The sequence below is a fragment of the Stutzerimonas stutzeri genome (assembly GCF_024448895.1).
Taxonomy (GTDB): Bacteria; Pseudomonadota; Gammaproteobacteria; order Pseudomonadales; family Pseudomonadaceae; genus Stutzerimonas; species Stutzerimonas stutzeri_Q.
Genome location: NZ_JAMOIC010000021.1, coordinates 36756 through 63489, shown reverse-complemented (window position 1 = coordinate 63489; position 26734 = coordinate 36756). Strand labels below are relative to the sequence as shown.

Genomic DNA, 26734 nt, shown 5'->3' with positions numbered 1-26734 from the left:
TTGGGCCGATCCTCTTGAGCCAAACACAGGAATACCGCATGCCTGTCCTATCTGGTCCGCGCCTGCTGGCGAGCCTCGCGATCACCTTGTCTATTGCGGTGGTCGCGCCCGCATGGGCCGATGAGCCAGCCTCCGAAGGCCTGTTGATCGACGGCTCCAGCACCGTCTACCCGCTCTCGCGCGAAGCCCAGCGGCGCTTCCAGCGCGCCCGACGCGGGCTTGCCATAGACGTAAAGTTTTCAGGAACCACCGCCGGTTTCCGCCGCTTCTGCGCAGGCGAGACGGACATCAACGATGCCTCGCGGGAGATCAATGCCGAGGAGCAGGCCGCCTGCAAGAAGAACGGGATCAGCTATCGGCAGATTCCCATCGCCATGGATTCCATCGCCGTGGTCGTTCACCCGAGCAATCGCTGGGCGAACGACATCACCCTAGACGAGCTGAAGCGTCTCTGGGCGCCGAAAACAGAGGGTCGCATCACTCACTGGAACGATATCCGCGCCGACTGGCCGGATCGCCCGATCAAGTTGTTTGGCCGCGGACAGGATTCCGGCACCTATGACGTATTCACCCGCGAGATCGTTGGTGAGACCCATCGCAGCCGTCAGGACTACGAGGCAAGCGAGGACGAAGAACAGCTGGCGGCAGGCATTGCCGCCGAGCCGGATGCGCTCGGCTTCTTTGGCATCGGCGCCTATCACCGGCATTGGGACGAACTGAAACTGCTCGCCGTCGACAACGGCAGCGGGCCGGTCTATCCGACGCTGGCCACGGTCGGCGAGGGCCTCTACAAGCCACTGACACGCCCGCTGTTCCTCTATATCAACGAGCAGAGTCTGCAACGCAAGCCGATCACCCAGGCCTTCGTTCAGCACTATTTGGAGGGCCTGCCGAACTGGGTGCATTTCACCGGCTACATGCCGCTCAGGGCCGAGGACTACAGCCGTAGCCTGGCAGCTTTGCGGGAGAAATCGCCACCGCAACAGTCAGCCGAACGGGAGCAGTAACTCACCAGACCCGAGTCCTTTGTCGATTCGAGTGGTGTGCGCGGGCGAGCGTGTCAGCGAGCCGACCTATTCACAGAGGCACTGATCGAGCGCAAACACCGTCGCAGGCACGGCGACAGCGTTTGAATGAAGGGCCGATTACGGTAGGCTCAGCGACTTCTCAAGACGGAGTAACTCCCCATGGCCCGAGCCACTGCCCGCCACATCCTGGTTCCCACTGAAGAAAAGTGCACCGAGCTGAAAGCTGCCATCGAAGGCGGCGCCGATTTCGCTCAGGTTGCCAAGGACAATTCCACCTGCCCGTCCAGCCGTCAGGGCGGCGACCTGGGTTCGTTCGGCCCCGGCCAGATGGTCAAGGAATTCGACACTGTCGTGTTCAGCGCCCCGCTTAACGAAGTGCAAGGCCCGGTCAAGACCCAGTTCGGCTATCACCTGCTGGAAGTGACCAGCCGCCAGGACTGATCTTCCCGCTCCCCGCACTTCATGTGCGGGGGCTTTTCTTCAACTATGCTGCTCCAGCCGCGAGTGGTGAGCTGCTCAGCCACACCCCCGCCCTCATCCAGTTACGCCTCCAGACGAAAACGCCCCGTCAGCGCCTTGAGTCCGTTCATGCTTTGCATGATGGTATTGCCGGACGCGGCCGTGTCGTGGGTTGCCCCAGCTGCCTGATCGGCCACCTGGGCGATGCGCGTTAGCGACTGATTCATGTCTTCTGCGACCTGTGACTGCTCTTCAGCAGCCGTGGCGATCTGGTTGGTCATGCCGCGAATGGTCTGTACCGCACCGACGATCTGACCCAGCGCATGCTGCGCCGCTTCGATCTGAACGAGGGTTTGCGTGCTGCTGGTGCGGGATGCGTCCATTGCCTCGCCGGCGCGTGTCGCCTGGCTCTGCAAGCGTTCGACCAGCACGCTGACTTCCTTGGCCGAGCTCTGGGTGCGACTGGCAAGGCTGCGAACCTCGTCAGCGACCACAGCGAAGCCCCGGCCCTGCTCGCCCGCCCGCGCTGCCTCGATAGCGGCGTTCAGTGCCAACAGATTGGTCTGTTCGGCGATGCCACTGATCACATTGAGCACCTTGCCGATCTCGTGACTGTCGCGCACCAGGTGCTGCATGACATCGGACAGCCCATCGACATGACCGCTGAGGGTGCGGATAGCGCCGACCGACTCATTCATCACGGCGCTGCCGGCATTGGTTTCCTGCTCGGCAATGTCCGCGGCGTTGGCAGCTTCTACGGTGCTGCGCGCGACTTCCTGAGAGGTTGCGAGCATTTCATTCATGGCGGTCGCCACCTGATCGATCTCGGCCTGCTGTGCTTCGACGTTGCGGGCGCTGTCGCCGGCCAGATCGGCCATACGCACACACTGGTCGTCCGCGTCGCCAGCGGCCTGGCGTACACCGCGAATCATCTCGCCGACCTGGCCCAGCAGCCGGTTGTAGGCCAGGGTGATCATGCCCATTTCATCGTCGGCATGACGCACTTGCAGCGGGGCGGAGAAGTCGCCCTGGCTGACCCTTTCCAGCCGGGCGCGCAGTTCGTCGACCTGCAGCATCAGCCAGTTCATCCCGGCGATCCGTCCAAGGATGACCAGCAGCAGGATGCACAGGGTCGAACCCATTGCCACCCAGAGCTGCTGCGAGGCGCTGCGGTTGGCCTCGGCGGAAATCAGCGAGACCACCTCGTTGGAGGCGGCAAGGATGTCATTGGCGTCAACCGCAACCGCCTTGAGGTCGGCGTTCTGACCGGCAGCCAGAGCCTGCACTGCCGGACGGTAGCGCTGCCAGATCTGGTCCACGCGCTGCAGGTGCGGCTTGGCGCTGGCCAACTCAACCGGTGCGATGCCCTGGCTGCGGTCACCATTGAGCAACAGGCGGTGCGATTGCTCGAAGCGGGCGATGGTCTTGTCCACCTCAGCCGGGCCGCCGATGCCCTCTGCGGCCAGGAGCGCCTCTTTGATCATCTTCTGGCTGAGCATCCGCTGGGCACCGGCCATGTCGATCTGGCCGGCGTCCTTGGAGGACATGAACAGCACGCCGGCCGTAAGCGCCGCGCACAGAAAAATCAGGCTGTAGGAAAAGAAGAATTGCAGGTTGATGGTGCGCAGACCCAGCCCACGCAAAATGGACTGTATGACGTTCGCCAGAGTGCTGGTCATGGAGGTATCCAACTACAGGGGAAATAAGCGTTGCCATCAGGGGATGGCATCGCACTTGCCCCTCTTCTCGGCGGCAAACGGAGCAACTTGATACCACTTGTCATCTTTCTGGAAGCCGCATGGCAGAAGGGTTTCAGGTATACAAAGCCACTCACCGAACGCTGAAAAATACACTGATCCAGATCAACGAAAACGCATACCGGACAGCCTATTTGACCAGCCCGAACCTGATCCAGCGGCTATGGTCAGCTATGAGTAGCGCTAACCGCTCATCCCGAAATCAACCGAGGAACCCGTCATGTTTCATGTATCTCGAATTGGCGACAATCGTATCGACGTGGACTTCTCCGGCAAGCTCGACAGCAGCGAGATGCACTTCGCGCTCGACGAGCTGATGAGAAAGTCCGATGGCATCAGCCACGGGCAAATGCTCTTTCGCGTCGGTGACTTCGACCTGCCCACGCTCGGCGCGGTCGGCGTTGAGCTTTCGCGGATGCCGCAGCTGTTCCGCTTCATACGCCGCTTCGATCGCTGCGCCGTCGTCTGCGCGAAGGATTGGGTGCGCAAGGCTAGCGAGATAGAAGGTGCGCTGATCCCGGGGCTGACGATCAAAGCCTTCGACGAACATCAGGGCACCGAGGCGCACAACTGGCTGGAGACGACCCTGTAGGCAACCCTAGCTGTTAACGCGGGGTGCCGAACACCTGCGTCCAGTAACTGGTCGCCGTGCTCTCGGGATTGGTGGCGTAGGCCGCACCCATTTCGGTGAAGTCCGGATTCATGATGTTCTTGCAGTGGCCCGGACTGGCAAGCCAGCCGGCCATGACCTGTTCAGCCGACCCCTGCCCCGCCGCAATGTTTTCACCGATCCGCTGCCAGCCGTAGCCAGCGCGACTGGCTCGATCACTGACCTGGCTACCGTCCCGTCCCTGATGGCTGAAGTAGTCTTTCTCCGCCATGTCCTTGCTATGGGCCAGAGCAGTTTTGCCCAGCTCGGCTTTCCAGCTCAGCGCCTGTGCGGCCTCGAAGGACTCCTTGCCACAGCTGCGCGGCTTCGCCCGCACGTCGTTGACCCGTTCCAGAATGTCTCGTCCCACCTGTTGCCAGTCACCCAGATCCGGCGCGAGCAGCGGCTTTGCGAGCAGGACTTGCCAGGTGTTGCCGGCTCGCGAAACGCCGATCTCGGCGAAATGCTGGCTACGCAGCTCTGTGCAATAGCGCTGTTTGAGGGCTTGCATGGCGCTTTGCGCACTGCCTGGGCCGGACACCGAGATCGCCTGTAATTTGGAAGGCCGGTAACCGGATGCCTGCAACGCCTGTTGCAGCTGCGCCCCGCTGGTGGCCGGCGGCAGGGCCAGTGCCTCATTAGGCGCTAGAGGGCCGACGGAACTGCCTTCGCCGCCGCCGCAGGCTTCGGTCGCCTCGCGGAACTCATTGATCAAGCTCTCCAGTTCAGGCGGTTCCTGGGTCTGCGCCTGAGCTGCGGCGGTCATCGTAACGGTCAGCAGCGCTGCGGTTGCCAGCCGGGAAGTCTGGCGCACTTCAGGCACGGCCGGATCTCGAATCGGATTGAAAGCGGTCATGCGTCACCATTGGTTTGCGATTAGTCATGCTGACCACGACGCGCGCCGAGCGATCCATTCCCATCGTGCGCAACCAGGTAAATGCGCCTGTTCTGCGGATAACGCTAAAGGTGCGATGATGCGCGCCGAAGCCGAACGCGCCGACTCTCCTTCATGACCCTATCCGACTTTTTCCTGTTCGCCCTGCCAGCGATCTTTCTGACCGGCCTGTCCAAAGGCGGCTTCGGTGGCGCGCTCGGAGGCATCGCCGTGCCGCTGCTGGCGCTCGCCATCTCCCCGAAACAGGCCGCCGCGGTGATGCTGCCCATTCTCTGCCTGGCCGATGTCGTCGGCCTCAAGGCCTACGTCGGTCGCTGGGACGTTGCCAACCTCAAGGTCATGATGCCCGGCGCGCTGATCGGCATCGCGCTGGGCTCACTGACCTTCGGCATGCTCGATGAGCGCATGATTGGCCTGATGATGGGCGCCATCGCCGTGGGCTTCGTACTGCTCGGACTGTTCTCGCGCAACGACAATCCGCGGCCTCTGCAGCGCGGGCGCGGCACGGTGCTCTCGTCCATCGCAGGATTCACCAGCTTCGTCGCTCATGCCGGCGGCCCGCCAATCATGATGCACCTGCTGCCACAACAGCTGGACAAGCTGCGTTATGTGGCCACCATCAACCTTTTCTTCCTGATGACCAACGCCATCAAGCTCATCCCCTATGCAGCGCTCGGCCAGTTCAACCGCGAAAATCTGCTGCTCAGCCTGATGCTGGCGCCGGTGGTGCCGTTTGGCGTCTGGGCGGGACTCTGGTTACACAAGCGCATTGATCACACCTGGTTCTATCGGATTGCGCGTCTGGGCATGTTCATCGCTGGACTTCAACTGATCTGGAAGAACCTCTGAGCAAGGCCCCGGTGCTACCGAAGCACCCTGCCGCACCGCCCCCCTCGCACGCCGACCTTCAAATTTTCGCTGAACGATCCATGGCTTGTTCAGTCGGATTTAGTGAACCCATTGCGAAGGAGTCATCCTCATGCTGAAGTTTCTGGGCAGCACTATTGGCATCATTTTTCTTATTGGTCTGCTGGTCGTGATCGGCCTGTTCATGCTGGTATTCTGACTCAAGCGCACAGCAACCACGGCCATTCGGTACGCACAGCCGCTTGTTGCACAGTTTCATCGTCAGGCCGCTACTACCATGGCGGCCTGTTCGTTTCCGGCTGCCGCGTTCACTGGAAGCATGCACGCGATGATCGCTCGACTCATGAACATCTCTCGCATTAACTGGCGCCCCTTTGCGCTAGTTGCGCTTATCTGCGTGTTGATGGTCCCTTGCCTGAATGTCTCCGCACAGGAAGGCGTCGCCACGGTGCGCCTGGATGGTCGCGCGCTGTTCCGTATCGGCCCGAGTGAAGAACTTGAGCCCCGACCGCGAGCACGGCAGATCGAACGGCAGCTGGCGGCGGTGCTGGAAACTCCTCAGGGCATCACCCGTGCGCGCATCGCCCCGGCCGAAACCGAGGACGCAAGCCTGCAGATCAGTGTGGCCGGGCGCCCGTTACTGGTCGTGGCCCCGGCCGATGCCGAGGCCAACGGCCAGCCCATCGAGCGGCTCGCTCGCGAGTGGGCCGCGGTGATCGATCGGGCGCTGGTCACCGCTGTGAAGCGCCGCGAGTCGGATCGCGGCCGCTTCGTCACCTCGGTGCAGTCGAGTGTCGAAACGGCTTTCGCCAGACTGCTCGAATCAGCCATAAACATCATTCCGCGGATACTCGCCGCGCTGCTGGTTCTGCTGTTGTTCTGGGGCCTGGCCACTGCGGTGCGCGCATTGTTGAGAGCCATCGTTAGCCGGTTGGGGAACGACCTGACCGTAGAAAACCTGGTACGCCAAGTTAGCTATTACGCCGTCTGGCTGATCGGGCTAATCGTTGCTGCTAGCGCCTTCGGCCTGGAGCCCGGCACCCTGGCCACCGGCCTCGGTTTGACCAGCCTGGCACTGGGTTTCGCACTCAAGGACATCCTTTCTAACTTCGTTAGCGGATTGCTGATCCTGACGCTGCGCCCCTTTCAGCTGGGTGATCAGATCATCATTGGTGAAACCGAAGGCAGCGTCGAACGCATCGAACTACGGGCAACGCAAATCCGAACCTACGATGGCCGTCGCGTATTGGTCCCCAATGCCGAGACTTTCACCTCGCGGGTCACCAACAACACGGCGGCGCCGGTCCGGCGCGGCAAGGTGGTCTGCACGCTGGGTTATGACGTTGATATCGAGGCGATCAGCATCTTGATGCGCGACGCAGCCCAGCGCACCAGCGGTGTATTGGGCACGCCTGAGGCTTCGGTGCGCCTCGCCGACCTGGGTGAAACACATCTGGTCTTCGACGTGCAGTTCTGGTGCGATTCGCGGCGCTCGGATTTTGTCGCCACCGCCTCCGAGGTCCGCAAGAGCCTGATCGCCGCACTGCGCTCTGCAAAGGTCTCGCTGCCTGATCAGGCACGACAGAACGTGGTGCTGCACACGCCGAATACCTGAGCTACACATCGCGATCCGACATAAATGCTTACTAAAGCGCAGCTGCCAGGATCGGCGGTGCACAAAAATTTGCCAGGGCGCTTCATGACCGGTTTTGTACGGGCCGGATACGGCCATGTCCCATTCCGCAACGAGTTATCAAGGCCGCCTCGGCCTGGCCGAAGCGGAGATTTCACCGGAACCGTGCCTACCACTGGCGGTCGAGTGTAGGTCAGCGCGCTATACCGCGGCGAAGACGGTGCACGAGCCAAGAAGGTCTTACTGAATGAGGCAGTTTCTGCAAAACGCGGTGCTGATGAGCGCCACGGCGCTGTTATTGGTAGCCTGCTCCAACGAAGAAAAAACCGAACAATCCGCTCCGCCACCGTCCGAGGTGGAGGTCATGACGGTCGAACCACGACCGATCGCCAACATCATCGAACTCCCCGGCCGCGTCCAGGCCGTGCGTATCGCCGAGATTCGTGCCCGGGTCAACGGCATCATCCAGAAGCGTCTTTACGAGGAAGGCAGCGACGTCCACGTTGGCACGCCGCTGTTCCAGATCGACCCACGGGAAATGCGCGCTAACCTCAAGGCCGCCAAGGCATCGCTGGAAGGCGCACAGGCCACTGCTCAGAACGCCGCGCAGGACGTCAGGCGCTATAAGGGGCTTGTGGCGAAACAGGCAATCAGCCAACAGGAATACGACACCGCACTCGCCACGCTGCGCACGGCTCGGGCTAATGTGTCACAAGCCGAAGCCAGCGTGCAGTCGGCTGAGCTTAATCTGGAATACACCACCGTGGAGTCTCCGATCGAGGGCCGCGCCGGTCGCGCCCAAGTAACCGAAGGCGCGCTGGTCAATGGCAGTGAAGGCACTCTGCTGACCACGGTCGAACAGTTCGATCCGGTTTACGTCAATTTCGCTCAGTCCAGTTCGGACCTGCTACGTATCCGCGCACAGCTCGCTTCGGGGGAGCTGGAGCTGTCAGAAGACGGGCGGGTCGAGGTTAAGCTGATTCTGGAGAATGGCAGCGAATACCAGCATCCCGGCTACATCGACTTCTACGCCATGAGCATCGATGAAACCACCGGCACCGTGGCCGTACGCGCCCAATTTCCGAATTCTGACCGACTGCTCCTGCCCGGACAGTTCGTTCGCGCAAGGGTCAATGCGGGCACGCGACCCAACGGTGTGCTGATTCCGCAGCGCGCGGTGATGGTCAATGATCAAGGCGCTCGCGTGCTGCTGGTGGGCGAAGAGAACAAGGTCGCCTCGCTGGAAGTGGAGCTCGGCGAGCTGCAAGGCAGCCAGTGGCTCATCCGCGAAGGGCTGAAAGCGGGCGACGTAGTGATCGTCGAGGGCGGCGGCAGCGTACGCAGTGGTGCGGCGGTACGCACCATTCCCTATGAACCCGAAGCACCGCCGCAAGCATCGCCCTCTTCCGAGCAGAGCCAATGACGCCTGCGTTTTTTATCCGGCGCCCGGTCTTCGCCTGGGTCATCGCGCTGGGGATTCTGCTCGGCGGCATGCTTTCGGTGCGCTCGCTGCCCATCGAGCAATACCCAAGCATCGCGCCGCCGACGTTGCGCATCAGCGTCACCTACCCTGGTGCCGATGCCTCTGTGCTGGAAACCAACGTCACCCAGGTGATCGAGCAAGAGCTCAACGGCGTTGAAGGTTTTCTCTACATGGACTCCTCGAGCCGCTCCAACGGCAGCGCCTCGATCGAGCTGACGTTCGAGTCGGGCACTGATATCGACATCGCTCAGATGGAAGTGCAGAACCGCCTGAGTCGCGTTGAGCAGCGATTGCCGGAAGAAGTCCGCCGTCAGGGCATTCAGGTTTTCCAGGCGTCACGGGACTTCCTGCTGATCATCTCGATGTTCTCCGAGAACGGCACCATGAGCACCCTGGAGCTCGGTCATTTCGCCACCACGCGCGTACTCGATGAATTGCGGCGCGTGGAGGGCGTGGGCGATATCCGTGAGTTCTACACCGCCTATGCCATGCGGATCTGGCTCAATCCGGATCGCCTGGCGAGCTTTGGTCTGTCAGCTGCGGATGTGCTGTCTGCAGTGCAAGAACAGAACAGCCAGTCCGCGGGCGGGGCGCTGGGCGATCTACCCCTGGCCGACGGCATCGAGATCAACGCACCGCTGGAAACACGCGGCCGGTTCAGCACGCCTGAGGAGTTCGGGGCGATCATCCTGCGCGCCACGCCCGATGGCTCGGCAATCCGCCTGAGCGATGTCGCCCGGGTCGAGTTGGGCGCACAGAACTACACCTCACGCAGCGAACTCAACGGCCAACCTGCTGCCGGTCTGGCCGTGCAGCTATCTCCTGGCGCCAATGCCCTGGACACGGCAGACGCGGTCAAGCAACGGATGCGCGACCTGGCCGAAGGCTTTCCCGAAGATGTCGCCTGGACGGTCCCGTTCGACTCGACGCCATTCATTTCGTCATCGATCCAGCAGGTGGTGGTTACTCTACTCCAGGCGATGGGACTGGTGGTGCTGGTGATGCTGCTGTTCCTGCAGAGCTGGCGCACCACGGTGATCCCCACCATCGTGATTCCTATCACCCTGGCGGGCACCTGCCTCGGGCTGTGGATTGCCGGGTTCTCGATCAACCTGCTGAGCCTGTTCGGCATGGTGCTGGCTATCGGCACCCTGGTGGATGACGCCATCGTGGTGGTGGAAAACGTCAAGCGAATCATGGATGAGGAGCGCCTCCCGCCGTATGAAGCCACGGTCAAGGCAATGGGGCAGGTCACCGCACCCATCATCGGCACGACCTTGGCGTTGATTGCGGTATTCGTGCCGCTGGCGTTTTTCCCGGGCTCTACGGGCGGCATCTATCGGCAGTTCGCGATCACCCTGTCGATTGCCGTGGGCACGTCAACGCTGTTGGCTTTGGTGCTGACGCCGGCACTCTGCGCATCCCTGCTCAAACCGCGCCCCGAGGAGGAAAAGCCCGGCCTCGGTCAGCGTGTCTTCGGCCCGTTCAACCGCTGGATGGACCGCACTACCAATCACTATCACCAAGCCGTGGGCGGCATGCTCGCGCGTCCGCTCTGGTTCTTGCTGGCCTTTGTTGGGCTCCTGCTGCTCACCGCATTCCTCTACATGCGCATGCCCAGCGCTTTCCTGCCGGATGAGGATCAGGGCTCACTCATGACCGTGATCCAGGCGCCACCCGGCGCGACGGTCGAACGCACCGAGGAAGCCATCGAGCAGGTCAAAGCGTTCTACGCGGATCACCCGCTTGTCGAGGACGCCATCACCGTCTACGGCTTCAGCTTCTTCGGCCAGGGACAGGCCCATGCCATGTCTTTCGTGCGCTTGATCCCCTGGGACCAGCGTACCGAGGACGGCAGTTCGGCTCAGGCGCTGGTAGGCGAAGCCATGGGTCGCTTCTCGCAGATCAAGGAAGCACGCGTATTTGCCTTGAATCCGCCGTCGATTCCGGGACTGGGTGTGGCGGGCGGCTTTACCTTCAAGCTCGAGGACCGTGGCGGAATGGGCTATGCCGCACTGCTCGACGCGCGCAACCAGCTGCTGGGCAAGGCCGGCGAAAGCGCCGTGCTGGAGAGCGTACGCCCCGAAGGGGCCGATGATGCTCCGCGCCTGCGGGTCGATATCGACCGCATCAAGGCGCGGGCACTCGGGCTTTCCATCAACGAGGTCAACGCGACACTGGCGATAGCCTTCGGCAGCGCCTACGCCAACGACTTCAACCGCGACGGACGGGTGCTGCAGGTGTTGCTGCAGGCCGATGCACCCTATCGCATGACGCCGCAGGACGTACTCGACTTGAAGGTGATCAATGACCAGGGCGAAAGCGTGCCCTTCGGCGCCTTCACTTCGGTGGCGTGGACAAAGGGGCCAACGCAATCGCAGCGCTACAACAGCTACCCGGCCTTGACGATCTCCGGCAGCGCCGCGCCGGGCTGGACTACCGGCGAAGCGATGACCGAGATGGAGCGACTGGCGGCCGAACTGCCAGGTGGATTCAGCTACGAGTGGACCGGCGCCTCGCTGGAAGAGCAACAGGCATCGGGACAAGTCGGGATGCTGCTGGGCCTTTCTCTGCTGGTGGTGCTGATGGTGCTGGCGGCGCTGTATGAGAGCTGGACGGTGCCTATCGCGGTGCTGCTCGTAGTGCCCTTCGGCGCGCTGGGTGCTGTGCTGTTCGCGATGATCCGCGACCTTCCGGCGGACGTGTACTTCAACGTTGGTCTAGTGACCATCATTGGTCTTTCGGCCAAGAACGCCATTCTAATCGTCGAGTTCGCCATCGAAGAAGAAGGCAAAGGCAAGAGCCTCACCGACGCGGTGATGAATGCGGTGCGTCTGCGTTTCCGCCCGATCCTGATGACCTCGCTGACATTCATCCTAGGCATGCTGCCGCTGGTTCTATCCACCGGGGCGGGCGCAGCTGGCCGGATCGCGGTAGGCACCGGCGTCATGGGCGGCATGATCGTCGCCACGCTGCTCGGGCTGTTCTATATCCCGCTGTTCTACCTTTCGGTACGCCGCTGGCTAACCAAGCGCCGACCACCGACCGCCGAAGACAAGGCGCACCCGGCGGACGATCAGGGGGCATCGAACAATGCCTAAATTCGCACCCCTGCTGCTGATCGCCGCGCTAAGCGGCTGCCAGCTCGCCCCGCCCCATGAACAGCCGCCCTCACCCAGCGCCGCGCAGTATCCGGCCGAGTATCAGCCGAGTCAGGGCGAAGCGGCGGCCAGTGAAATCGACTGGCGCGCGTTTCTTAAGGACCCGCGGCTGCAGCGCTATATCGAAACCGCCCTGCTACGAAATCGCGATCTACAGATCGCCGTGGCACGAATCGAAGAAGCAAGAGGCCAGTTCGGGGTACAGGGTGCGGACCGCTATCCCACTTTGGCCGCCAATGCCGACGCCAGTCGCGGCCGTTTCCCGGCCAGCGGTGCGGGCGCAACCGGTGCCGGCTCTGCAGGGGCAGGCGCTGGCACGACTGGCGCGTCCGGTGGTGCGGGTGGCCAGATCAGCGAGCGCTTTTCGGTCGGGCTCGGGATCTCGGCGTTCGAGCTGGATTTCTGGGGACGCGTGCGTAACCTCACCGAAGCGGCGCGCGCGCAATACCTGTCGACGATCGAGGCGCAACGCGCTTTTCGACTGTCGTTGATCGCCGACGTGTCGTCGACCTATCTGGCCATCCGCAGCGCCGAGGCGCGGATTGATCGTGCCGAAGCGACGCTGCAGAGTCGCCGCGATGGCCTGCGCATCGCCCAGACGCGCTTCGATGCCGGCATCACTTCGGCGCTTGACTACAACCAGGCACAAGCCCTGCTGACGCAAGCCAAGACCGAGCTGGCCAGCTTGCGCCTGACGCGCGCCGAGCAGGTCAACTACCTTACGCAACTGGCGGGCGGTCCACTGCAGCAGCCGCTGCCGGAATCGTTGCCGCTGGACCGGCAGATCGAGCCGTTACGACTGGATGCGGGGCTCCCATCCGAACTGCTGCTGGTACGGCCGGACATCCTCGGCGCCGAACAGGACCTGCGTGCGGCGCGCGCCAATATCGGTGTCGCGCGGGCAGCGTTCTTCCCACAAATCTCGCTGACCGGCAGCTTCGGCTATATCTCCGACGAGCTAAGCGGGCTGGTCAGCCGCGACAATCGCACATGGAGCATCGGCCCCAGCATTTCGCTGCCGTTGTTCGATTTCGGCCGTAACCGCGGCAACCTGACAGTCGCACAGGCACGCGAGAACGTGGCGGTGGCCGAGTACGAAAGCGCCATCGAGACGGCTTTTCGCGAGGTCGCCGACGCACTCGCCGGGCGCCGTTATCTGGCAGAACAGGTCGACGCACAGCAGGAGAACGTCGCCACGCTGCAGCGCATTGCGGAGCTGGCACGTGACCGCTACGCCGAGGGCGTCGTGAATTACCTTCAGGTGCTCGATGCCGAGCGCAACCTGTTCGATGCCGAGCAAGCCTTTATCGAGGTCCAGCGGGCCCAGGTGCAAAATCTTGTGAGCCTCTATATCGCGCTGGGTGGCGGAACTGCGGTGCAGGCAACCGAGCTGCAACCTGATGACGGCGGATCGGTCCCGACCTCTGGTCGCTAAGCCAGGAACATCGGGCCTCTCCCGACCTGCGGCGGCGATCACTGGCCGCTTGGAGTGGTCCCATTTACACACGCAATCACTTGAGGAAAATGCAATGGGCCTGTTCGACACCATCAAAGAAAAGCTCGGCATGGGCGGCGTCAGCAACGAAGCACACAAGCCTGTCGACCCCAGCAACACACCGAACCAGCACGCGACGGGCACCGTTATAGATTCGGAACGCCCGACCGCTGCACACAACGCCACCACTACGCCGCCAGGTGCTGCACCAAGCAATGAAAACGGCCTGACTGCCGGCTCCGCGGTTGATGTGCCTGCCAAGCTCGATGGCATGGCCGCCACTCACGCCGAGAAGTTGAACTGGCGCACCTCCATCGTCGACCTGCTCAAGCTTCTGGGTCTGGATAGCAGCCTGGAATCGCGCAAGGAACTGGCAACTGAACTCGGCTGCCCCCAGGAAATGATGGCCGATTCGGCACAGATGAATACCTGGCTGCACCGCACCGTGATGCACAAGCTCGCCGAGCATGGCGGCACCGTACCGCCTGAACTGCGGACCTGATCGGAGGCTGGGCTTGCGAGCCCAGCTAAGCAGGACGCTGATCGCCAGCAAGCTGGCTCCTACAAAGCCTGACTCACCTTGCGTGGGTGTAGGAGCGAGCTTGCACGCGAACCGTATTCATCAGCTGAGCGACCCTACGAGACTCAAAACGCTTCGCCACCGAGCTGGTTTTTAAGTAGTGGCCACTGTAGGAGCGAGCTTGCTCGCAATCCGTTTTGACGGATTGCGTCCCACGAAAGTCGGACCACCACGCCTACCCGCTGGCTTCTAAAAAAGCATGACTCACCCTGGCCGCTGTAGGAGCGAGCTTGCTCGCGATCCGAGCAGTGAGGGTCTTTCTATAGATCAGCCGTCCAGCGACGGACCAATCATTTCAGCTAGCTGCGGATACACGCCGGGGCAGGCGACCAGATACGGATTGCCGAGCAGCAAGCCGTCATTGCGGAAGAAGTCATTGACCAGGCCACCCGCCTCTTTCACCAGCACCAGCCCGGCCATGCAATCCCAGCTCTTCAGCTCGGTCTCGTAGTAACCGAGCAAGCGCCCGGCAGCGACGTACGCGGTCATCAGCGCGCCAGAGCCGTTGCGGAAAAACATCCCGCCTTCGCCGAGCAGCTTTTCCATGAACGGAATGAAGTGCTCCTTGCCGCGTGGGTGAAACGTGCCGGTTGCGGTTACGCCCTGGCCAACGTGAGTGGCTGAGCTGACCTTCAACGGTTTGTCGTTGACGAATGCGCCACGGCCCAGGCAGCCATAAAACAATTCGTTGTGATTCGGGTCGGCGATCGCGCCCAGATGCGGCTCGCCATCGATCAACAGGCCGATCGACACGCACCAGTTGTGCAAGCCGTTGACGAAGCACGCCGTACCGTCAATCGGGTCGATGACCCAGACGCAGCGCGCGGTGAGGTCAGCCGAGCCGCTTTCCTCACCGAGAAAGCCATCTTCAGGGAAACGCTGGCTCAGTTTCTCGCGGATAAAGGCTTCGATCTGCTTGTCAGCGATGCTCACCACATCCTGCAGGTCATTGCCTTTGTGTTCGACGGTCAACGCCTCGCGCTTGCGGTAGAAGTCCATCCCAAGCTCAGCTGCCTCGAGGGCAAGAGCTTTGGCGCATGCCAGGCGAGCGTCGATATCGAGGGAGTGCTCGGAACTCATGGTCATCCTATGAAGCGGCTGCGCGAACTGCGCGGAAGCGGGGATTCTAGTGAATCAACGGTTGCCGGCATACCGAGCACGACGATGGAATGCACATAACGCAGCAGCGCTTGTTGGCGTGCGCGGAGCCAGATGTCAGCGGAGACGGCCTTCTCAGCCGTCTCGTTCAAGCGCCAAGGCGCAGAAGTCAGGGCGTCGTCTGCTCATGGATGCGGACGTTCAACTCGTCCACGATAGGCGCCCATTCGGCGTCTTCCATCAATTCATCCTTGAGAAACGCCCGCTGCGAGTCGCTCCAGAACGGCGCTTCGGTGAGCTTCACATGATTGGGAAGTGGCGCGTGGTCGGCGATGAAATTGTCGATGCTGGCCGGGTCTGAAGGCAGGCCCAGCTGCTCGAACAGTGTGGTCATGTCTTTATTTGGAAGTTCCATCAAACAGCTCCTCAGCCTGGATCGGTGTGGTGTCCGTCAGAAACGGACGATGCCTCCAATAGAGGCTTAGGCGAGGGGAACAGTTCAACAGAGGGGACGTACCGTTCCGGCGAGATGGGGCTAAAAAAGCGGGCCCCGCAACAGGCGCGGCCCGCAGAAACTCAAGCAGCTTTGTCGAATAGCTGTCGGCCGTTGTCCAGGCACTGATCAACCAGCCATTTACCGTGAGCGATGGACGCCCGTTGCGCCTGTTCCAGCTCTGCCATGAAGGCATGGCCCACGGGAAGCGCCATGCGCCGGGTGGTCTGGCCCTGATGATTGCTGATTCGGCACCCACCCGCCCACGGCGTCGGTGTACCAGGGTGTTCCATTACCTCGGCGGTAATGACGTGATCGCGGTATTCACATTGCATCATGGTCATGGTGCTACCTCTCTGCGCTTTGGCTGCGGATGGCACCGATGCGATGCCACGCAGCAGGTCGATCCCCCTTTTCGTCACGGCCCGGCATGAGCCTAGCGCGCCGGTACAAGCGCTCCCCATGCGGTGCCTCTATTGGGTATAGCACAGGCTCGGCGTTACGCTGGCCCGGCGTCGTAAGGACCTGTTACGAGGACATGTCGGGGCGATGCGATGCGAGGCGATGAGTGTCAGCGCAGACGGCGGTGGAATGCGGTCGTGCGATCAGATGAAACGAGGGGATCAGCACCGTGACGGCCGGCTTACGGGGCCGCCGTCACGGTCGGGGGAGAAGTATCAGGAGCTACGCAGTTGCTCGTCAGCAAGGAAGTCTTCTTCCAGCAACGCATCCCGACCCTCTACTTCGAGGGTTTCGCCTTCGATTAGCGTCGGCGCTGAGGCGCGCTTGCTGCGCAGCTTGCCGAACTGATGGTTGAGAGCGTTATTGAGCTTGCCGATGGCGCCGTCGACGGCCAGCTCAAGCGAAGCTGCCTTGTGCGTGACGGATACAGGCTGCTGGCCCTTGGGCCGTGCTTCGATCTGGCAGCGTTTGTCCTGCGCGCCGGCCTTGATGCCATTTTCGTCGTTCAGATGGACCACGACACGGGTGACCTCGTCGTCGAAGCGGTCCAGCTTGTCTGCAACGCTAGCGCTCACCCACTCAACCAGGCGGGCGCTTCCTTCGATGTGGTTATCGCTATGTACTTGGATCTGCATATGCTCTTCCTTCTACACGATCTGGGTAACCACCGTTCAGCCTCAAACGGCCTGAGCTAGGAATGCCACTATTGAGATGATTAAGCAAGCAACGAAACCACAGGTAACGAAGACCAATTGCCAGTGCGGATGCCGTTCAGACTGGGTAGAGCAACGCGGATATACAGGGGCCCCGGCCTATCCCGGATTTGAGGCGAGCTTCTTCTTCGGGTAGATGTCGTACCGACTGGATTTACCTTCGAGGCTATAGCCAGGCTTGGCACCCTCGATGGTCGGCGCCTTGCGCGGCCGTTTGACCACCACGCGATGACTCGCCAGCGCCAACGCCTGCTCCAGCAATGCGCCTGCATCCAGGTCATCGCCCACGAACGGACGGAACAGGCGCATTTCCTTTTTTACCAGCGCGCTTTTTTCACGGTGAGGAAACATCGGATCGAGGTAGATGACCTGCGGTGCTTCGCCCTCCCACGCCGTCATCAGCTCGATGGCATTGCCCTGCCTGAGTTGCATGCGCTGCACGATTGGTCGCACGTCCCTATCGCCCTGAGCGCGCGCCAGTCCATCCTCCAGCAATGCGGCGATCAGCGGCTGACGCTCGATCAGCACCATCTCACAGCCCAGCGTTGCCAGCACGAACGCATCACGCCCGAGCCCAGCTGTGGCATCCAGCACGCTGGGGCGGATGCCAGGCTGAATGCCGACAGCCTTGGCGATCATCTGCCCGCTGCCGCCGCCGAATTGCCGCCGGTGCGCAGCGCCCCCTTCCAGGAAATCCACACGCACAGGACCAGGCGCCAGCGGACCGAGCAACTGCAGCTGCAGTCCCGTTTCGCCCAGTTGCAGCGCGAACTCGGCGTCGTCCACCTGCAACGGCAAACCCAGCCGGGACGCCCAGGCAATCGCCTGCTCGGCATACTGCGGCGCAAGAACTTCGATACGGACCAAGGGGGAAGAAGTCATACGGGGCTCGTGAGCGGAAAACGCCGCATTTTGCCAGAGCGAGCCCCAGCATGCCTCAGCGGCACATGCCAAAGCCGCCCATATCCACGTGGAAATGATCGTGATGCGCAGCGTTGTATTCAGGACTCAGGGTGATCTTGAAAGCGTTGCAGGCAGCAGTCTTGACCTGGCGAAGGAAGCGCGCCTTGTCGTCGTCGCCCTTCCAGTCGCGCGCCACGGTAATGCGGGTTCCGTCCTGCAGCCTGAAACCGGCGAGGTCCAGCGCATTAGCGGAGGCATGCTGACTACGCCGATTGCTGCGCGCAATATTGCGACAAGCGAAGCTGCCGAAATGATCGATCCGCGCCACCGGCTGCCCGAACACCTGCTGTGCGGCAGGCTGCAGGCCGTGGCGCTCGAACATCGCATAGGCCGCGGCCAGTGGGCAGGTCGCCAACCAGGCGCTATTGAATTTCACCGCCGAGCCAGTGACTCGCACGGCGTTTTCAACCGGACAGCCCGCCTGCGGCGTACTGTCGGGCACGGCAACGTATTTAAGATCGGACGTAGCCAGCGCCATCTCGCACAGCTTTCGGTCCTCCTGCAGCCGGCGGAGCTTGTATGAGGTCAGCAGATTGGGCGCCTCGCGAATGTCCAGCGGCGCCCAGGGATTCCACTTTGGCGGGACGTCGACATGCCCACGCCAGACTGCGTAAACGAAACCGCCCAGCGCGAGCAGTAGAAGGAGAAAGAAACGGCCGAACGTCATGCAGTTTTCGGCAACGGCGGTGCTTCAAGGTTGCAGCACCTTGCCGGTGCAAGGGCGATCATCGTTCGCTGCCGAGCAGAGATAACTGCGACTCGCTCTGCATGGGCGCTACCGGTAAGGGCGGCAGGCCTGGCAGTCGCTTGCTGAGCTGATCATGGAAACGCATGGCCAGTTCTGGCGCGAGCCGGTTGTCAGGCGTGTGCAGATAAACATGCGGGCGCTTGCCCTCCTCGATCCATCCGGCCACTTTTTCCAGCCACGGCAGCAGAAATTGGTCGTTCGCTTCCAGTTCGGGATGCCCGACAAAACGCAGCTGCGGGGAATCGCTGAACGCCGTTGGCCGCACCGGCAACCGCGGCTTCTTGCTCTGAGCGTGAATCAGTGCCGGATCGCGAGACTGACAGCTGAACAGCGCGCGGGTGTCCATGCAGATTCGCTCCACACCCCGCTCGTGCAGCATCCGGTTCAGCGCCCGCTCCTCCTCGCCGCGGGCGAAGAAGGCGGCGTGCCGGACCTCCACAGCGAGCGGCCGGTTCAGAGCCTCGATCAGCTGCGACACCTCATCAAGTCGAGCAGGACCAAAGGATGCCGGCAGCTGTAACCAGAATGGCGTCACCCGTGTGCCGAGGGGGGCAAGCAGATTGCGGAACGAAACGACCAGATCGACCACATCTCGCAGATCCGGCGCCTGACTGATCTCACGTGGCAGCTTGGCGCAAAAGCGAAAGCCTTCTGGCATCAACGCCGCCCAGCGCGCGATCTTCTGCGCCGATGGCCAGGCATAAAGCGTGGTATTGCCCTCGACGGTATTGAAAACCGAGCAATAGCTCGACAGGAATTCGCTTGCCGGCAAGCCTGGGGCATAGAGCGCACCGCGCCATGCGGCATCATTCCAGGACGGGCAACCAAGGAAATAGGGAAGATTCAAACGCGGTTCACTACGCCTCAGGCATAGAGATCCAGACCGAGCACTTCGTGAGCGTCTACGTCGGCCGTGAAGCTGGCGGTGCTGCCATAGCTCTGCAGCGCCTGGGTGGCCCGACTGGTCAGGGGCCGCTCCATCATGGCTTCGAAGCGAGCCGGCATGAAATCACCGGAAATGACCGAACCATAGTCGGTCGATTCGCTTTTGCTGGGTCGGGAAAGGTGCTCGTAGGTGGAATCGGGCTGGCTGACCGGGGTGACGATGGACTCGCGAGCCTGTTCCGCAGCCCTTTCGCTCTCGCGATAAGGGACCGGCGCGCTGCCGGGCTGGGCAGGACGTTCAATGGGATAGGCTGAGGGGGCGAGACCGTTTAGGCGCATCATTCACCTGTTCGAGTGCGCCGACTCTAGCGAGCTGCCTGACAATTGGCAATGCCGCTTGTCAGCGAGCGGCCTTCGGTGTTGCGACGTTGTCACGCAGGTAGATCGGCTGGGCCTGATCGGCATCTACCGCTTCGCCACGGCGCCAGGCAAAACCTGCCAATGTAAGCAGGTCTTCGGCGTGCGGCAGCAGTGTGGAATCAGCTGCTGCAGGCTGGACGGCCAGGCGCGAACCGTACCCCCAGCCAGTACCTGCGCCGAACCACTCGCCGCTGTTTCCAAGCGGTAGCTGGACCTGTTCCGGCGGCAATACAGCCTCACTGCCGGCCAGTTGCATTTCGCCCTGCTGGGCTCGGTAACAGCCCCAATACACCTCGTCCATGCGGGCATCGATCGCCACGGCAACCTGCTCCGCACTCTGTTCGCGATGCGCGCGCTGGGCGATGGTCGCCAGGGTCGAGACCGGCAGCACGGGACGCTCCAGCGCGAACGCCAATCCCTGAATCACGCCAACCGCGATGCGAACACCGGTGAACGCACCAGGGCCGCGACCGAAGGCCAGGGCATCGACTGCCGTGAGTGCGATGCCCGCCTCGCTCAGAAGGGTCTGGATCATGGGCAGAAGACGTTGCGCGTGCAGCCGCGGGATCACCTCGTAATGACTCAGCACGCGGCCGTCATGCAACAGCGCGACGGAGCAGGCTTCGGTGGCAGTGTCCAGGGCCAGCAGCGTGGTCATTAGAGGTTCCGGTCAGCGGGAAAAAGGGCGGCGATTGTAGCAGTAGCACTTGCGGCGATTGAATATCGAACGCGCCATCAATGCGGGGTGTGCCGGAAACGAAAACGGCCCGCAAGCGGGCCGTTTACTTAGCAAAGCGATATCAGCTGAGCGCTGCCATCACCTTTCCGGTGATCTCTTCCACCGATCCGACGCCCTCGATGCGATTGCATTTTGGCGTGCCTCTTTCTGCTTCGAGGTTCTGGTAGAAGGCAACCAGCGGCTGAGTCTGCGAATGGTAAACGCTCAGGCGATGGCGGACAGTTTCTTCCAGGTCATCTTTACGGTGAACCAGTTCTTCGCCCGTCACATCATCAATGCCCGCTACTTTCGGCGGGTTGTACTCGGTGTGGTAAACGCGCCCAGAGGCCGGATGCACACGGCGACCGGACAGACGCCCTACGATTTCCTCGTCGTCTACCGCGATCTCCAGTACGTGGTCCAGGTGCACACCCGCGTCGCGCAGCGCTTCGGCTTGCGGAATAGTGCGCGGGAAGCCGTCGAAGAGGAAACCGTTGGCGCAATCAGATTGCTGCAAACGCTCCTGGATCAGCGCAATGATGATCGCGTCGGAAACCAGACCACCGCTGTCCATGACATCGTTGACCTGCAAGCCGAGCGGCGAGCCGGCCTTGACCGCTGCACGCAACATGTCGCCCGTGGAGATTTGCGGAATGGCGAACTTCTCGGTGATGAAGCGTGCCTGTGTGCCTTTCCCGGCACCGGGCGCTCCCAGCAGAATGATGCGCATGGAGTGAGTCCTCAAGTTTACAAAGGGATGTCGCCAGGATCGATGCAACGCACCCCTACCGCTGGCGAATCAAAAATTCTGGTTTGCCGCCATGCGACAAAAGGTTGAACACGATACACAGCGCACAGAATGCAGACAAGCGGCGGCCACGGCACCTTCAGTAGCGGCATTCAGGCAGCCCAATGCGGCATAAAAATGCCGCCAGCCGCACATGGTGACGTTTGCCAGACGCCCCATGAACCAGGCTGGGAAGCATCAACCCGTGTTGCGCAACCCTGCCGCGATACCCGCGACACTGACCAACAAAGCTTGCTCCAGAGGGCTTGCCGCTGGGCTCTGCTGTTGCCGCGAGCGCGCCAAAAGCTCGGTTTGCATCAGATGCAACGGGTCCAGATAGGTGTTGCGCAGACTGAAGGCTTCCAATGTGGCCGGGCTATGCGCCAGCAACTCCGACTGATTGGTCAACTGCAGTATCGCCGCTACGGCCTGCGACAATCTGTCACGTAAATCGCGCCCCAGCGGCTGCAGTTCATCGGTGACCAGCCGCTCGTCGTAGCCCTCGGCGATATCTGCGTCAGCCTTCGCCAACACCATTTCCAGCATGTCTATCCGGGTGCTGAAGAATGGCCAACGCTGGCGCATCTGCTTCAACCGCTCGCCTTCGCCGCGCTCCAGCGCAGCGCGTAGTGCCTGTTCCCAGCCCAACCAGGCCGGCAGCATCAGCCGTGTCTGGGTCCAGGCAAAAATCCACGGAATCGCACGCAAGCTTTCAACGCCCCCTTCGCGGCGCTTGGACGGCCGGCTACCCAATGGTAGGCGGCCAAGCTCCTGCTCCGGCGTTGCCTGGCGGAAGTACTCGACGAATTGCGGGTGGTCGCGCACCACGCTGCGGTATCCGGCCACCCCGTCCTTGGCCAGCTGCTCCATGGTTTCACGCCAGTCCGGCTCGGGCATCGGCGGCGGTAGCAGGGTTGCTTCCAGCACCGCTGCGAGATACAGGCTGAGATTCTGCTCGGCAATGTCCGGCAGGCCGAACTTGAAGCGAATCATCTCGCCCTGCTCGGTGGTACGGAAACGCCCCGCTACGGATCCCGGCGGCTGGGAAAGGATCGCCGCGTGGGCCGGACCGCCGCCTCGGCCCACTGTGCCGCCACGGCCATGGAATAGCAGCAGTTCGACCTGATGTTCGCGGCAGATATCGACCAGGCTCTCTTGCGCGCGGTATTGCGCCCAGGCAGCGGCCGTGGTGCCGGCATCCTTGGCCGAATCCGAGTAACCAATCATCACCTCTTGCGGGCCATGCAGGCGCTGGCGGTAGCCGGGCAGACCCAGCAGCTGTTCGATGGCCGGCCCTGCATTGTTGAGATCGTCGAGCGTCTCGAACAGCGGCACCACTCGCATCGGCCGTTGCAGTCCCGCCTCTTTGAGCAGCAGCTGGACCGCCAGCACGTCCGACGCACCCTTGGCCATGGAGATGACATAGGAGCCCAGCGATGCACCGGGCGCCTGAGCGACGACGCGACAGGTTTCGAGCACCTCGGCCGTTTCGGCAGAAGGCTGAAAGTGCGATGGCAGCAGCGGCCGGCGGTTGTTCAGTTCGCCCTGGAGAAAATCCAAACGCTTCTGCTCGTCCCACTGATCGTAATGACCGATCCCCAGGTAGTCGGTTATCTCGGCCAGCGCAGCGACATGCCGAGCCGAGTCCTGACGGATATCCAGTCGCACAAGGAACAGGCCGAACGCCGCGACGCGCCGCAGGGTGTCAAGCAAGTCCCCGTCGGCGATCATTCCCATGCCGCAAGCGTGCAGCGAGTGGTAGCAGAGCTCAAGCGGCTCACGGAGGTCGGCGTTGTCCTGCAGTACCTCAGTCGGCGCTGGTTGGCCATGTTCGATCGCGTTGATCGACCAGTCGCGCGTGGCCACCAGACGATCGCGCAACCGCTTGAGCAAGGCACGGTAAGGTTCGGCCGACTCGCCACTGTGTTGCAGCAGCTCGTCGCTGGCGGTCTGCATCGAAAGCGCCGCAATCAGCCCTTCGATGTCACGCAGGAAAAGGTCAGCCGCGACCCAACGCGCCAGCAGCACTTCGCGGGAGACTTCAGCGGTCACGTTCGGGTTGCCGTCGCGGTCGCCCCCCATCCAGGAGGCGAAACGGATCGGTGAGGCGTCCAGCGGCAGATGCAGCCCGGTGCTGCGCTTGAGCGCCAGGTCGGTCTGACGCAGCACATTCGGCAGCGCTTGCCACAATGAATTCTCGATTACCGCGAAGCCCCACTTGGCCTCTTCTACCGGCGTCGGACGGCTGCGACGGATCTCTTCGGTGTGCCAGGCTTCGGCGACCAGGCGCTGCAGCCGCAGCTCGATCTTCGACAGCTCCGCCGCGCCGAGGTCGGTGTGGTCACGCGCCGCCAGCTGCGCAGCGATGGCGTCGTACTTCTGGATCAGGGTTCGTCGCGACACTTCAGTCGGGTGCGCCGTCAGCACCAGCTCGATTTCCAGTCGGCCCACCTGCCGCGCGAGGAATTCCTGAGCGAAACCTTCGCCCTTGAGCCGCTCAAGCAGCCCTCCCAGGGCACTGAATTCAAAGGGCGCGGGCTCACCCGGCCGGCGTCGACGCACCTGATGGTACTGCTCGGCGATATTGGCCAGATTGAGGAATTGGTTGAACGCACGCGTCATCGGCAACAGCTCGTCGTCTGCCAACCCATCGAGCGTCTCCTGCAGCAGCCGGGCCCCGTCGGCCGACCCGCGTCGTGCGCCTTTGGCCCCTTTGCGGATGCGCTCGATCTTGTCGAAGAAGGCATCGCCGAGTTGTTCACGAATGGTATTGCCCAGCAGTTCGCCGAGCAGATGAACGTTCTCGCGCAGTCGCGCGTCGATTTGCGCCATGTTCTGTCTCCCAGACCGCACCAACAAAAGCTCGCAACCGAAATGCAACCGAGGCTGAACGGCTACGCTGTATGAACCGTCCAAACAGAGTGCCCAGCGTCTACGTCGAAGACAAGGCATAGCGGAGCGAGCCTGTTCGTTGTTCGTCCGCAATACCCGCCAATAGTGCTCGCTCACGCGGGCTAAGGATGGAGCTAGATGAAAATCACAGAGTTGGTTCAAGAGTGGGAAAGCAGTGCCACCGGCCGCATGAGCAGCACGCAATACACCATTCCGCTGGACGTCGAGAGCGCCGCACGACTGGCAGCGCTGGCCGAGATGTATCCGAAGCGAAGCACAGAGGAGCTGCTCGGTGAGTTGGTAGGCGCAGCACTGGAAGGCATCGAGACCAGCCTTCCCTACCAGCGCGGTACCAAGGTGATCTCGACCGATGAGCAGGGCGACCCCATTTACGAAGATGTCGGCCCGACCCCCCGGTTTCTGGCACTTTCGCGCAAACACCTGGAGCGGTTGCTAGCCGAGCAATCAGCCGCGGATTCCTGACCCCAACCCGGCAGAGCGGCCCGTAAATCGGCCGCTCCGCGGGTATCCGATCATCACCGAAAGCATGATTCTGGCGCCCAAAACACGTCTACGGAGCCACGTCCAGACGTTTCGTTTGGTAATAATCCGGAACGATTACGCTCAGATGGCCTCACAAAAACATGCCCGTTCTGATTGCTTGACCATCGAAGACGGCCAAGCACGAGGCTTGCGGGCACTGTTCTCGAAACCTCATTGGAGACTGGCCATGAAAATGAACACCATCGAAAGCCCCCTTCCGCGATTCCAGCTACCCAAGCTGGCGGCCGTTGCACTGGGAGGCCTGCTGCTGGTTGGTTGTGCCGGCAATCCACCGAACGAGCAGTTCGCCGTCACCGAATCCGCGGTACGTAGCGCCGTGAGTGCAGGCGGCACCGAATACGCCGCTGTCGAAATGCGCGCAGCGCAGGAAAAGTGGAAGCAGGCTGAAATGGCCATGCAGAAAGAAAATTACGACGAAGCACGCAAACTGGCCGAGCAGGCCGAGTGGGACGCCCGCGTAGCGGAGCGCAAGGCCCAGGCCGCCAAGGCGCAAAAGGCCGTAGAGGACGCCAATCAGGGGATCCAGGAACTGCGCGAGGAAAGCATGCGCGGCATGCAGTGATCACCCCGCTCGACTCTCAACGCCTTGAACACAGGATGATTCGATATGAATAAATTACTCGCCCTCCCAACCCTGCTGGCCATGACTATCGGTCTCGCGGCCTGCTCGTCGCAGCCGAACCAGAATCTGGAACAGGCGCGCAGCCAATATTCGCAGCTGCAAGCTGATGCGCGCTCCAGCAAGCTCGCCGCGTTGGAAACCGAAGATGCCGGCAAGTCACTGGAAAAGGCCAACCAGGCGTTCCAGAAGGATGCAGACGAGAACACCGTCGATCAGCTGTCGTATCTGGCCAAGCGCCGGATCGAGCTGGCTGAGCAGACCATCGCCCTGCGTACTGCCGAGCAGGACATCGAGAAGGCATCGGCAAAACGCGCCGAAGCCCGCCTGGAATCCCGCGAGCAGCAGCTCAAGCGTCAGCAGGATGAGATCCGCCAGCTGCAGCAGGACCTGCAAGCCAAGCAGACTGAACGTGGCACGCTGGTGACCTTCGGCGACGTGCTGTTCGATCTAAACAAGTCTGAATTGAAGCCGTCGGGCATGCGCGGCGTGCAGAAGCTTGCGCAATTCCTGCAAGAGAACCCTGAGCGCAAGGTGGTAGTCGAGGGTTACACCGACAGCACTGGTTCGGATTCATACAACCAGCAACTGTCCGAGCGCCGCGCAGAATCCGTGCGTCGTGCCCTGACCCGTGCTGGCGTTGATCCACAGCGTATCCAGGCAGTCGGCTATGGCGAAGAGTATCCGGTAGCGAGCAATGACTCGCCTTCCAGCCGCGCCATGAACCGTCGAGTGGAAGTGACAATTTCGAACGATGATCAGCGCGTAGCACCCCGTTCGTCGATGCAGTGATTCAGCTCGGCTGAACGGTCCCGGCGGTATGCGGGAAAGTAAAAAAGCCCGCCATCATGGCGGGCTTTTTATTGCCCGTGACGCAGTGCGTGGGTATTAGGGATTAGCCGGTTGCGCGGGCACCTGCTGACCCATGCAACGGATCGCACGCTTGCGATTATCTACCAGCACGCCTGTCAGTCCCTTCTGCTCGGTATCGAAAAGCACCAGCACACCATCGATGCATTCAGCTACCTGTGGGGCCGGCTTCAGCGAGACGCGATAGTCCTCGCCTGGAATAGTCTTGAGCATGGTGTAGTCGGCAAGCAGCAGCGCGTCCTCGGGTTTTGCGATATGCACATAACCGTAGTAGGTCAATACCGCGACGGTGCCTATGACGCTGCCTATGGCAGTCAGGATCAGGGGGATGGGGTTGCGTTCGGACATGGACGGGCTCGTCTGATCTAAGAGCCGGCATTGTCGCAAAATTAAGGCGACCAAGGCGAAAGGATACGTTTGCGCATGTCGGGCCTGACTGTGCCTGAACGCCAAAAGCAGTAGCGATCTGCCTCCAACGTTTCGCCTTGCTGATCG

Annotated in this window: 27 protein-coding genes; 12 read left to right on the top strand and 15 right to left on the bottom strand. The window is 61.9% G+C overall.

Annotated features, from left to right (window positions below):
* Positions 1 to 38: 38 nt before the first annotated feature.
* A complete protein-coding gene (locus NA619_RS20265; protein ID WP_255963618.1) occupies positions 39 to 1007 on the top strand; it encodes a PstS family phosphate ABC transporter substrate-binding protein in 969 nt (322 codons plus the stop codon).
* Between the two features lie 180 nt (positions 1008 to 1187).
* Positions 1188 to 1469 carry a peptidylprolyl isomerase gene (locus NA619_RS20260; RefSeq protein ID WP_255963617.1) on the top strand — a complete coding sequence of 94 codons (282 nt, stop codon included), beginning with the start codon at positions 1188 to 1190 and terminating at the stop codon, positions 1467 to 1469.
* A gap of 101 nt (positions 1470 to 1570) precedes the next feature.
* Here the strand turns inward: NA619_RS20260 and NA619_RS20255 are convergent, their stop codons facing one another.
* A complete protein-coding gene (locus tag NA619_RS20255; protein ID WP_255963616.1) occupies positions 1571 to 3166 on the bottom strand; it encodes a methyl-accepting chemotaxis protein in 1596 nt (531 codons plus the stop codon).
* Positions 3167 to 3464: 298 nt separating this feature from the next.
* Here NA619_RS20255 and NA619_RS20250 point away from each other — a divergent pair, with 298 nt between their 5' ends.
* Entirely contained in the window at positions 3465 to 3836 is a 372-nt protein-coding gene (locus NA619_RS20250; protein ID WP_255963615.1) for an STAS/SEC14 domain-containing protein, read from the top strand.
* A gap of 13 nt (positions 3837 to 3849) precedes the next feature.
* Here the strand turns inward: NA619_RS20250 and NA619_RS20245 are convergent, their stop codons facing one another.
* Positions 3850 to 4749: a CAP domain-containing protein gene (locus tag NA619_RS20245; RefSeq protein WP_255963614.1), complete on the bottom strand. Its 900-nt coding sequence runs from the start codon at positions 4747 to 4749 to the stop codon at positions 3850 to 3852.
* Positions 4750 to 4902: 153 nt separating this feature from the next.
* Between NA619_RS20245 and NA619_RS20240 the strand changes: the two genes are divergently transcribed.
* Entirely contained in the window at positions 4903 to 5637 is a 735-nt protein-coding gene (locus tag NA619_RS20240; protein WP_255963613.1) for a sulfite exporter TauE/SafE family protein, read from the top strand.
* A gap of 58 nt (positions 5638 to 5695) precedes the next feature.
* Here NA619_RS20240 and NA619_RS20235 read toward each other — a convergent pair whose 3' ends face one another.
* Complete coding sequence (locus NA619_RS20235; protein WP_255963612.1) at positions 5696 to 5980, bottom strand: hypothetical protein; 285 nt, start codon at positions 5978 to 5980, stop codon at positions 5696 to 5698.
* 18 nt (positions 5981 to 5998) lie between these two features.
* Here NA619_RS20235 and NA619_RS20230 point away from each other — a divergent pair, with 18 nt between their 5' ends.
* The 5 genes from NA619_RS20230 (at position 5999) to NA619_RS20210 (ending at position 13929) form a co-directional block, all read left to right on the top strand.
* Positions 5999 to 7270 carry a mechanosensitive ion channel family protein gene (locus tag NA619_RS20230; RefSeq protein ID WP_255963611.1) on the top strand — a complete coding sequence of 424 codons (1272 nt, stop codon included), beginning with the start codon at positions 5999 to 6001 and terminating at the stop codon, positions 7268 to 7270.
* 265 nt (positions 7271 to 7535) lie between these two features.
* Complete coding sequence (locus NA619_RS20225; RefSeq protein ID WP_255963610.1) at positions 7536 to 8711, top strand: efflux RND transporter periplasmic adaptor subunit; 1176 nt, start codon at positions 7536 to 7538, stop codon at positions 8709 to 8711.
* The gene (locus NA619_RS20220; RefSeq protein WP_255963608.1) at positions 8708 to 11872 is read left to right on the top strand and encodes a multidrug efflux RND transporter permease subunit; all 3165 of its coding nucleotides are present in this window, start codon (positions 8708 to 8710) and stop codon (positions 11870 to 11872) included. The genes NA619_RS20225 and NA619_RS20220 overlap by 4 nt, the downstream gene beginning before the upstream one ends.
* A complete protein-coding gene (locus NA619_RS20215; RefSeq protein WP_255963607.1) occupies positions 11865 to 13367 on the top strand; it encodes an efflux transporter outer membrane subunit in 1503 nt (500 codons plus the stop codon). The genes NA619_RS20220 and NA619_RS20215 overlap by 8 nt, the downstream gene beginning before the upstream one ends.
* 94 nt (positions 13368 to 13461) lie before the next feature.
* A complete protein-coding gene (locus NA619_RS20210) occupies positions 13462 to 13929 on the top strand; it encodes a DUF3597 domain-containing protein (RefSeq protein WP_255963605.1) in 468 nt (155 codons plus the stop codon).
* A gap of 345 nt (positions 13930 to 14274) precedes the next feature.
* Here the strand turns inward: NA619_RS20210 and NA619_RS20205 are convergent, their stop codons facing one another.
* The 11 genes from NA619_RS20205 to ppc all read right to left on the bottom strand — a co-directional run bounded on the left by NA619_RS20205 (position 14275) and on the right by ppc (position 24126).
* Positions 14275 to 15087, bottom strand: coding sequence for an inositol monophosphatase family protein (locus NA619_RS20205; RefSeq protein ID WP_423836855.1), 813 nt, complete (start codon positions 15085 to 15087; stop codon positions 14275 to 14277).
* A gap of 187 nt (positions 15088 to 15274) precedes the next feature.
* Positions 15275 to 15520, bottom strand: coding sequence for a DUF2789 domain-containing protein (locus NA619_RS20200; RefSeq protein WP_255963603.1), 246 nt, complete (start codon positions 15518 to 15520; stop codon positions 15275 to 15277).
* A 161-nt stretch (positions 15521 to 15681) separates the two neighbouring features.
* Positions 15682 to 15942: a hypothetical protein gene (locus tag NA619_RS20195; RefSeq protein WP_122164406.1), complete on the bottom strand. Its 261-nt coding sequence runs from the start codon at positions 15940 to 15942 to the stop codon at positions 15682 to 15684.
* A 333-nt stretch (positions 15943 to 16275) separates the two neighbouring features.
* Positions 16276 to 16695: an HPF/RaiA family ribosome-associated protein gene (locus tag NA619_RS20190; RefSeq protein ID WP_255963602.1), complete on the bottom strand. Its 420-nt coding sequence runs from the start codon at positions 16693 to 16695 to the stop codon at positions 16276 to 16278.
* Between the two features lie 177 nt (positions 16696 to 16872).
* Positions 16873 to 17655, bottom strand: coding sequence for a class I SAM-dependent methyltransferase (locus tag NA619_RS20185; protein WP_255963601.1), 783 nt, complete (start codon positions 17653 to 17655; stop codon positions 16873 to 16875).
* Positions 17656 to 17710: 55 nt separating this feature from the next.
* Positions 17711 to 18403 (bottom strand): extensin family protein, encoded by a 693-nt coding sequence (locus tag NA619_RS20180; RefSeq protein ID WP_255963600.1) that lies wholly within the window; start codon positions 18401 to 18403, stop codon positions 17711 to 17713.
* A 58-nt stretch (positions 18404 to 18461) separates the two neighbouring features.
* Positions 18462 to 19331, bottom strand: coding sequence for a DUF72 domain-containing protein (locus tag NA619_RS20175; RefSeq protein WP_255963599.1), 870 nt, complete (start codon positions 19329 to 19331; stop codon positions 18462 to 18464).
* Between the two features lie 17 nt (positions 19332 to 19348).
* Positions 19349 to 19711 (bottom strand): hypothetical protein, encoded by a 363-nt coding sequence (locus NA619_RS20170; protein WP_255963598.1) that lies wholly within the window; start codon positions 19709 to 19711, stop codon positions 19349 to 19351.
* Between the two features lie 58 nt (positions 19712 to 19769).
* Complete coding sequence (gene tsaB, locus NA619_RS20165) at positions 19770 to 20447, bottom strand: tRNA (adenosine(37)-N6)-threonylcarbamoyltransferase complex dimerization subunit type 1 TsaB (protein ID WP_255963597.1); 678 nt, start codon at positions 20445 to 20447, stop codon at positions 19770 to 19772.
* A 142-nt stretch (positions 20448 to 20589) separates the two neighbouring features.
* Positions 20590 to 21237, bottom strand: coding sequence for an adenylate kinase (gene adk, locus NA619_RS20160; RefSeq protein WP_255963596.1), 648 nt, complete (start codon positions 21235 to 21237; stop codon positions 20590 to 20592).
* Positions 21238 to 21492: 255 nt separating this feature from the next.
* Positions 21493 to 24126 (bottom strand): phosphoenolpyruvate carboxylase, encoded by a 2634-nt coding sequence (gene ppc / locus NA619_RS20155; protein ID WP_255963595.1) that lies wholly within the window; start codon positions 24124 to 24126, stop codon positions 21493 to 21495.
* Between the two features lie 198 nt (positions 24127 to 24324).
* On the opposite strand from ppc, the gene NA619_RS20150 reads away from it, so the two are divergent.
* The 3 genes from NA619_RS20150 to NA619_RS20140 all read left to right on the top strand — a co-directional run bounded on the left by NA619_RS20150 (position 24325) and on the right by NA619_RS20140 (position 26161).
* On the top strand, positions 24325 to 24669 hold the full coding sequence (locus NA619_RS20150) for a pilin assembly protein (protein WP_255963594.1): 345 nt from the start codon (positions 24325 to 24327) through the stop codon (positions 24667 to 24669).
* Between the two features lie 247 nt (positions 24670 to 24916).
* Entirely contained in the window at positions 24917 to 25312 is a 396-nt protein-coding gene (locus tag NA619_RS20145) for a DUF4398 domain-containing protein (RefSeq protein ID WP_255963593.1), read from the top strand.
* 45 nt (positions 25313 to 25357) lie between these two features.
* Positions 25358 to 26161 carry an OmpA family protein gene (locus tag NA619_RS20140; protein WP_255963592.1) on the top strand — a complete coding sequence of 268 codons (804 nt, stop codon included), beginning with the start codon at positions 25358 to 25360 and terminating at the stop codon, positions 26159 to 26161.
* A 96-nt stretch (positions 26162 to 26257) separates the two neighbouring features.
* Here the strand turns inward: NA619_RS20140 and NA619_RS20135 are convergent, their stop codons facing one another.
* Positions 26258 to 26587 (bottom strand): hypothetical protein, encoded by a 330-nt coding sequence (locus NA619_RS20135; protein ID WP_255963591.1) that lies wholly within the window; start codon positions 26585 to 26587, stop codon positions 26258 to 26260.
* Positions 26588 to 26734: the final 147 nt, after the last annotated feature.

What these genes read in the sequence shown, in the direction of transcription:
- NA619_RS20265 (WP_255963618.1), top strand. Translation starts at nt 39, where the DNA reads ATGCCTGTCCTATCTGGTCCGCGCCTGCTGGCGAGCCTCGCGATCACC.
- NA619_RS20260 (WP_255963617.1), top strand. Translation starts at nt 1,188, where the DNA reads ATGGCCCGAGCCACTGCCCGCCACATCCTGGTTCCCACTGAAGAAAAG.
- NA619_RS20255 (WP_255963616.1), bottom strand. Translation starts at nt 3,166, where the DNA reads ATGACCAGCACTCTGGCGAACGTCATACAGTCCATTTTGCGTGGGCTG.
- NA619_RS20250 (WP_255963615.1), top strand. Translation starts at nt 3,465, where the DNA reads ATGTTTCATGTATCTCGAATTGGCGACAATCGTATCGACGTGGACTTC.
- NA619_RS20245 (WP_255963614.1), bottom strand. Translation starts at nt 4,749, where the DNA reads ATGACCGCTTTCAATCCGATTCGAGATCCGGCCGTGCCTGAAGTGCGC.
- NA619_RS20240 (WP_255963613.1), top strand. Translation starts at nt 4,903, where the DNA reads ATGACCCTATCCGACTTTTTCCTGTTCGCCCTGCCAGCGATCTTTCTG.
- NA619_RS20230 (WP_255963611.1), top strand. Translation starts at nt 5,999, where the DNA reads ATGAACATCTCTCGCATTAACTGGCGCCCCTTTGCGCTAGTTGCGCTT.
- NA619_RS20225 (WP_255963610.1), top strand. Translation starts at nt 7,536, where the DNA reads ATGAGGCAGTTTCTGCAAAACGCGGTGCTGATGAGCGCCACGGCGCTG.
- NA619_RS20220 (WP_255963608.1), top strand. Translation starts at nt 8,708, where the DNA reads ATGACGCCTGCGTTTTTTATCCGGCGCCCGGTCTTCGCCTGGGTCATC.
- NA619_RS20215 (WP_255963607.1), top strand. Translation starts at nt 11,865, where the DNA reads ATGCCTAAATTCGCACCCCTGCTGCTGATCGCCGCGCTAAGCGGCTGC.
- NA619_RS20210 (WP_255963605.1), top strand. Translation starts at nt 13,462, where the DNA reads ATGGGCCTGTTCGACACCATCAAAGAAAAGCTCGGCATGGGCGGCGTC.
- NA619_RS20205 (WP_423836855.1), bottom strand. Translation starts at nt 15,087, where the DNA reads ATGAGTTCCGAGCACTCCCTCGATATCGACGCTCGCCTGGCATGCGCC.
- NA619_RS20200 (WP_255963603.1), bottom strand. Translation starts at nt 15,520, where the DNA reads ATGGAACTTCCAAATAAAGACATGACCACACTGTTCGAGCAGCTGGGC.
- NA619_RS20195 (WP_122164406.1), bottom strand. Translation starts at nt 15,942, where the DNA reads ATGACCATGATGCAATGTGAATACCGCGATCACGTCATTACCGCCGAG.
- NA619_RS20190 (WP_255963602.1), bottom strand. Translation starts at nt 16,695, where the DNA reads ATGCAGATCCAAGTACATAGCGATAACCACATCGAAGGAAGCGCCCGC.
- NA619_RS20185 (WP_255963601.1), bottom strand. Translation starts at nt 17,655, where the DNA reads ATGACTTCTTCCCCCTTGGTCCGTATCGAAGTTCTTGCGCCGCAGTAT.
- NA619_RS20180 (WP_255963600.1), bottom strand. Translation starts at nt 18,403, where the DNA reads ATGACGTTCGGCCGTTTCTTTCTCCTTCTACTGCTCGCGCTGGGCGGT.
- NA619_RS20170 (WP_255963598.1), bottom strand. Translation starts at nt 19,711, where the DNA reads ATGATGCGCCTAAACGGTCTCGCCCCCTCAGCCTATCCCATTGAACGT.
- tsaB (WP_255963597.1), bottom strand. Translation starts at nt 20,447, where the DNA reads ATGACCACGCTGCTGGCCCTGGACACTGCCACCGAAGCCTGCTCCGTC.
- adk (WP_255963596.1), bottom strand. Translation starts at nt 21,237, where the DNA reads ATGCGCATCATTCTGCTGGGAGCGCCCGGTGCCGGGAAAGGCACACAG.
- ppc (WP_255963595.1), bottom strand. Translation starts at nt 24,126, where the DNA reads ATGGCGCAAATCGACGCGCGACTGCGCGAGAACGTTCATCTGCTCGGC.
- NA619_RS20150 (WP_255963594.1), top strand. Translation starts at nt 24,325, where the DNA reads ATGAAAATCACAGAGTTGGTTCAAGAGTGGGAAAGCAGTGCCACCGGC.
- NA619_RS20145 (WP_255963593.1), top strand. Translation starts at nt 24,917, where the DNA reads ATGAAAATGAACACCATCGAAAGCCCCCTTCCGCGATTCCAGCTACCC.
- NA619_RS20140 (WP_255963592.1), top strand. Translation starts at nt 25,358, where the DNA reads ATGAATAAATTACTCGCCCTCCCAACCCTGCTGGCCATGACTATCGGT.
- NA619_RS20135 (WP_255963591.1), bottom strand. Translation starts at nt 26,587, where the DNA reads ATGTCCGAACGCAACCCCATCCCCCTGATCCTGACTGCCATAGGCAGC.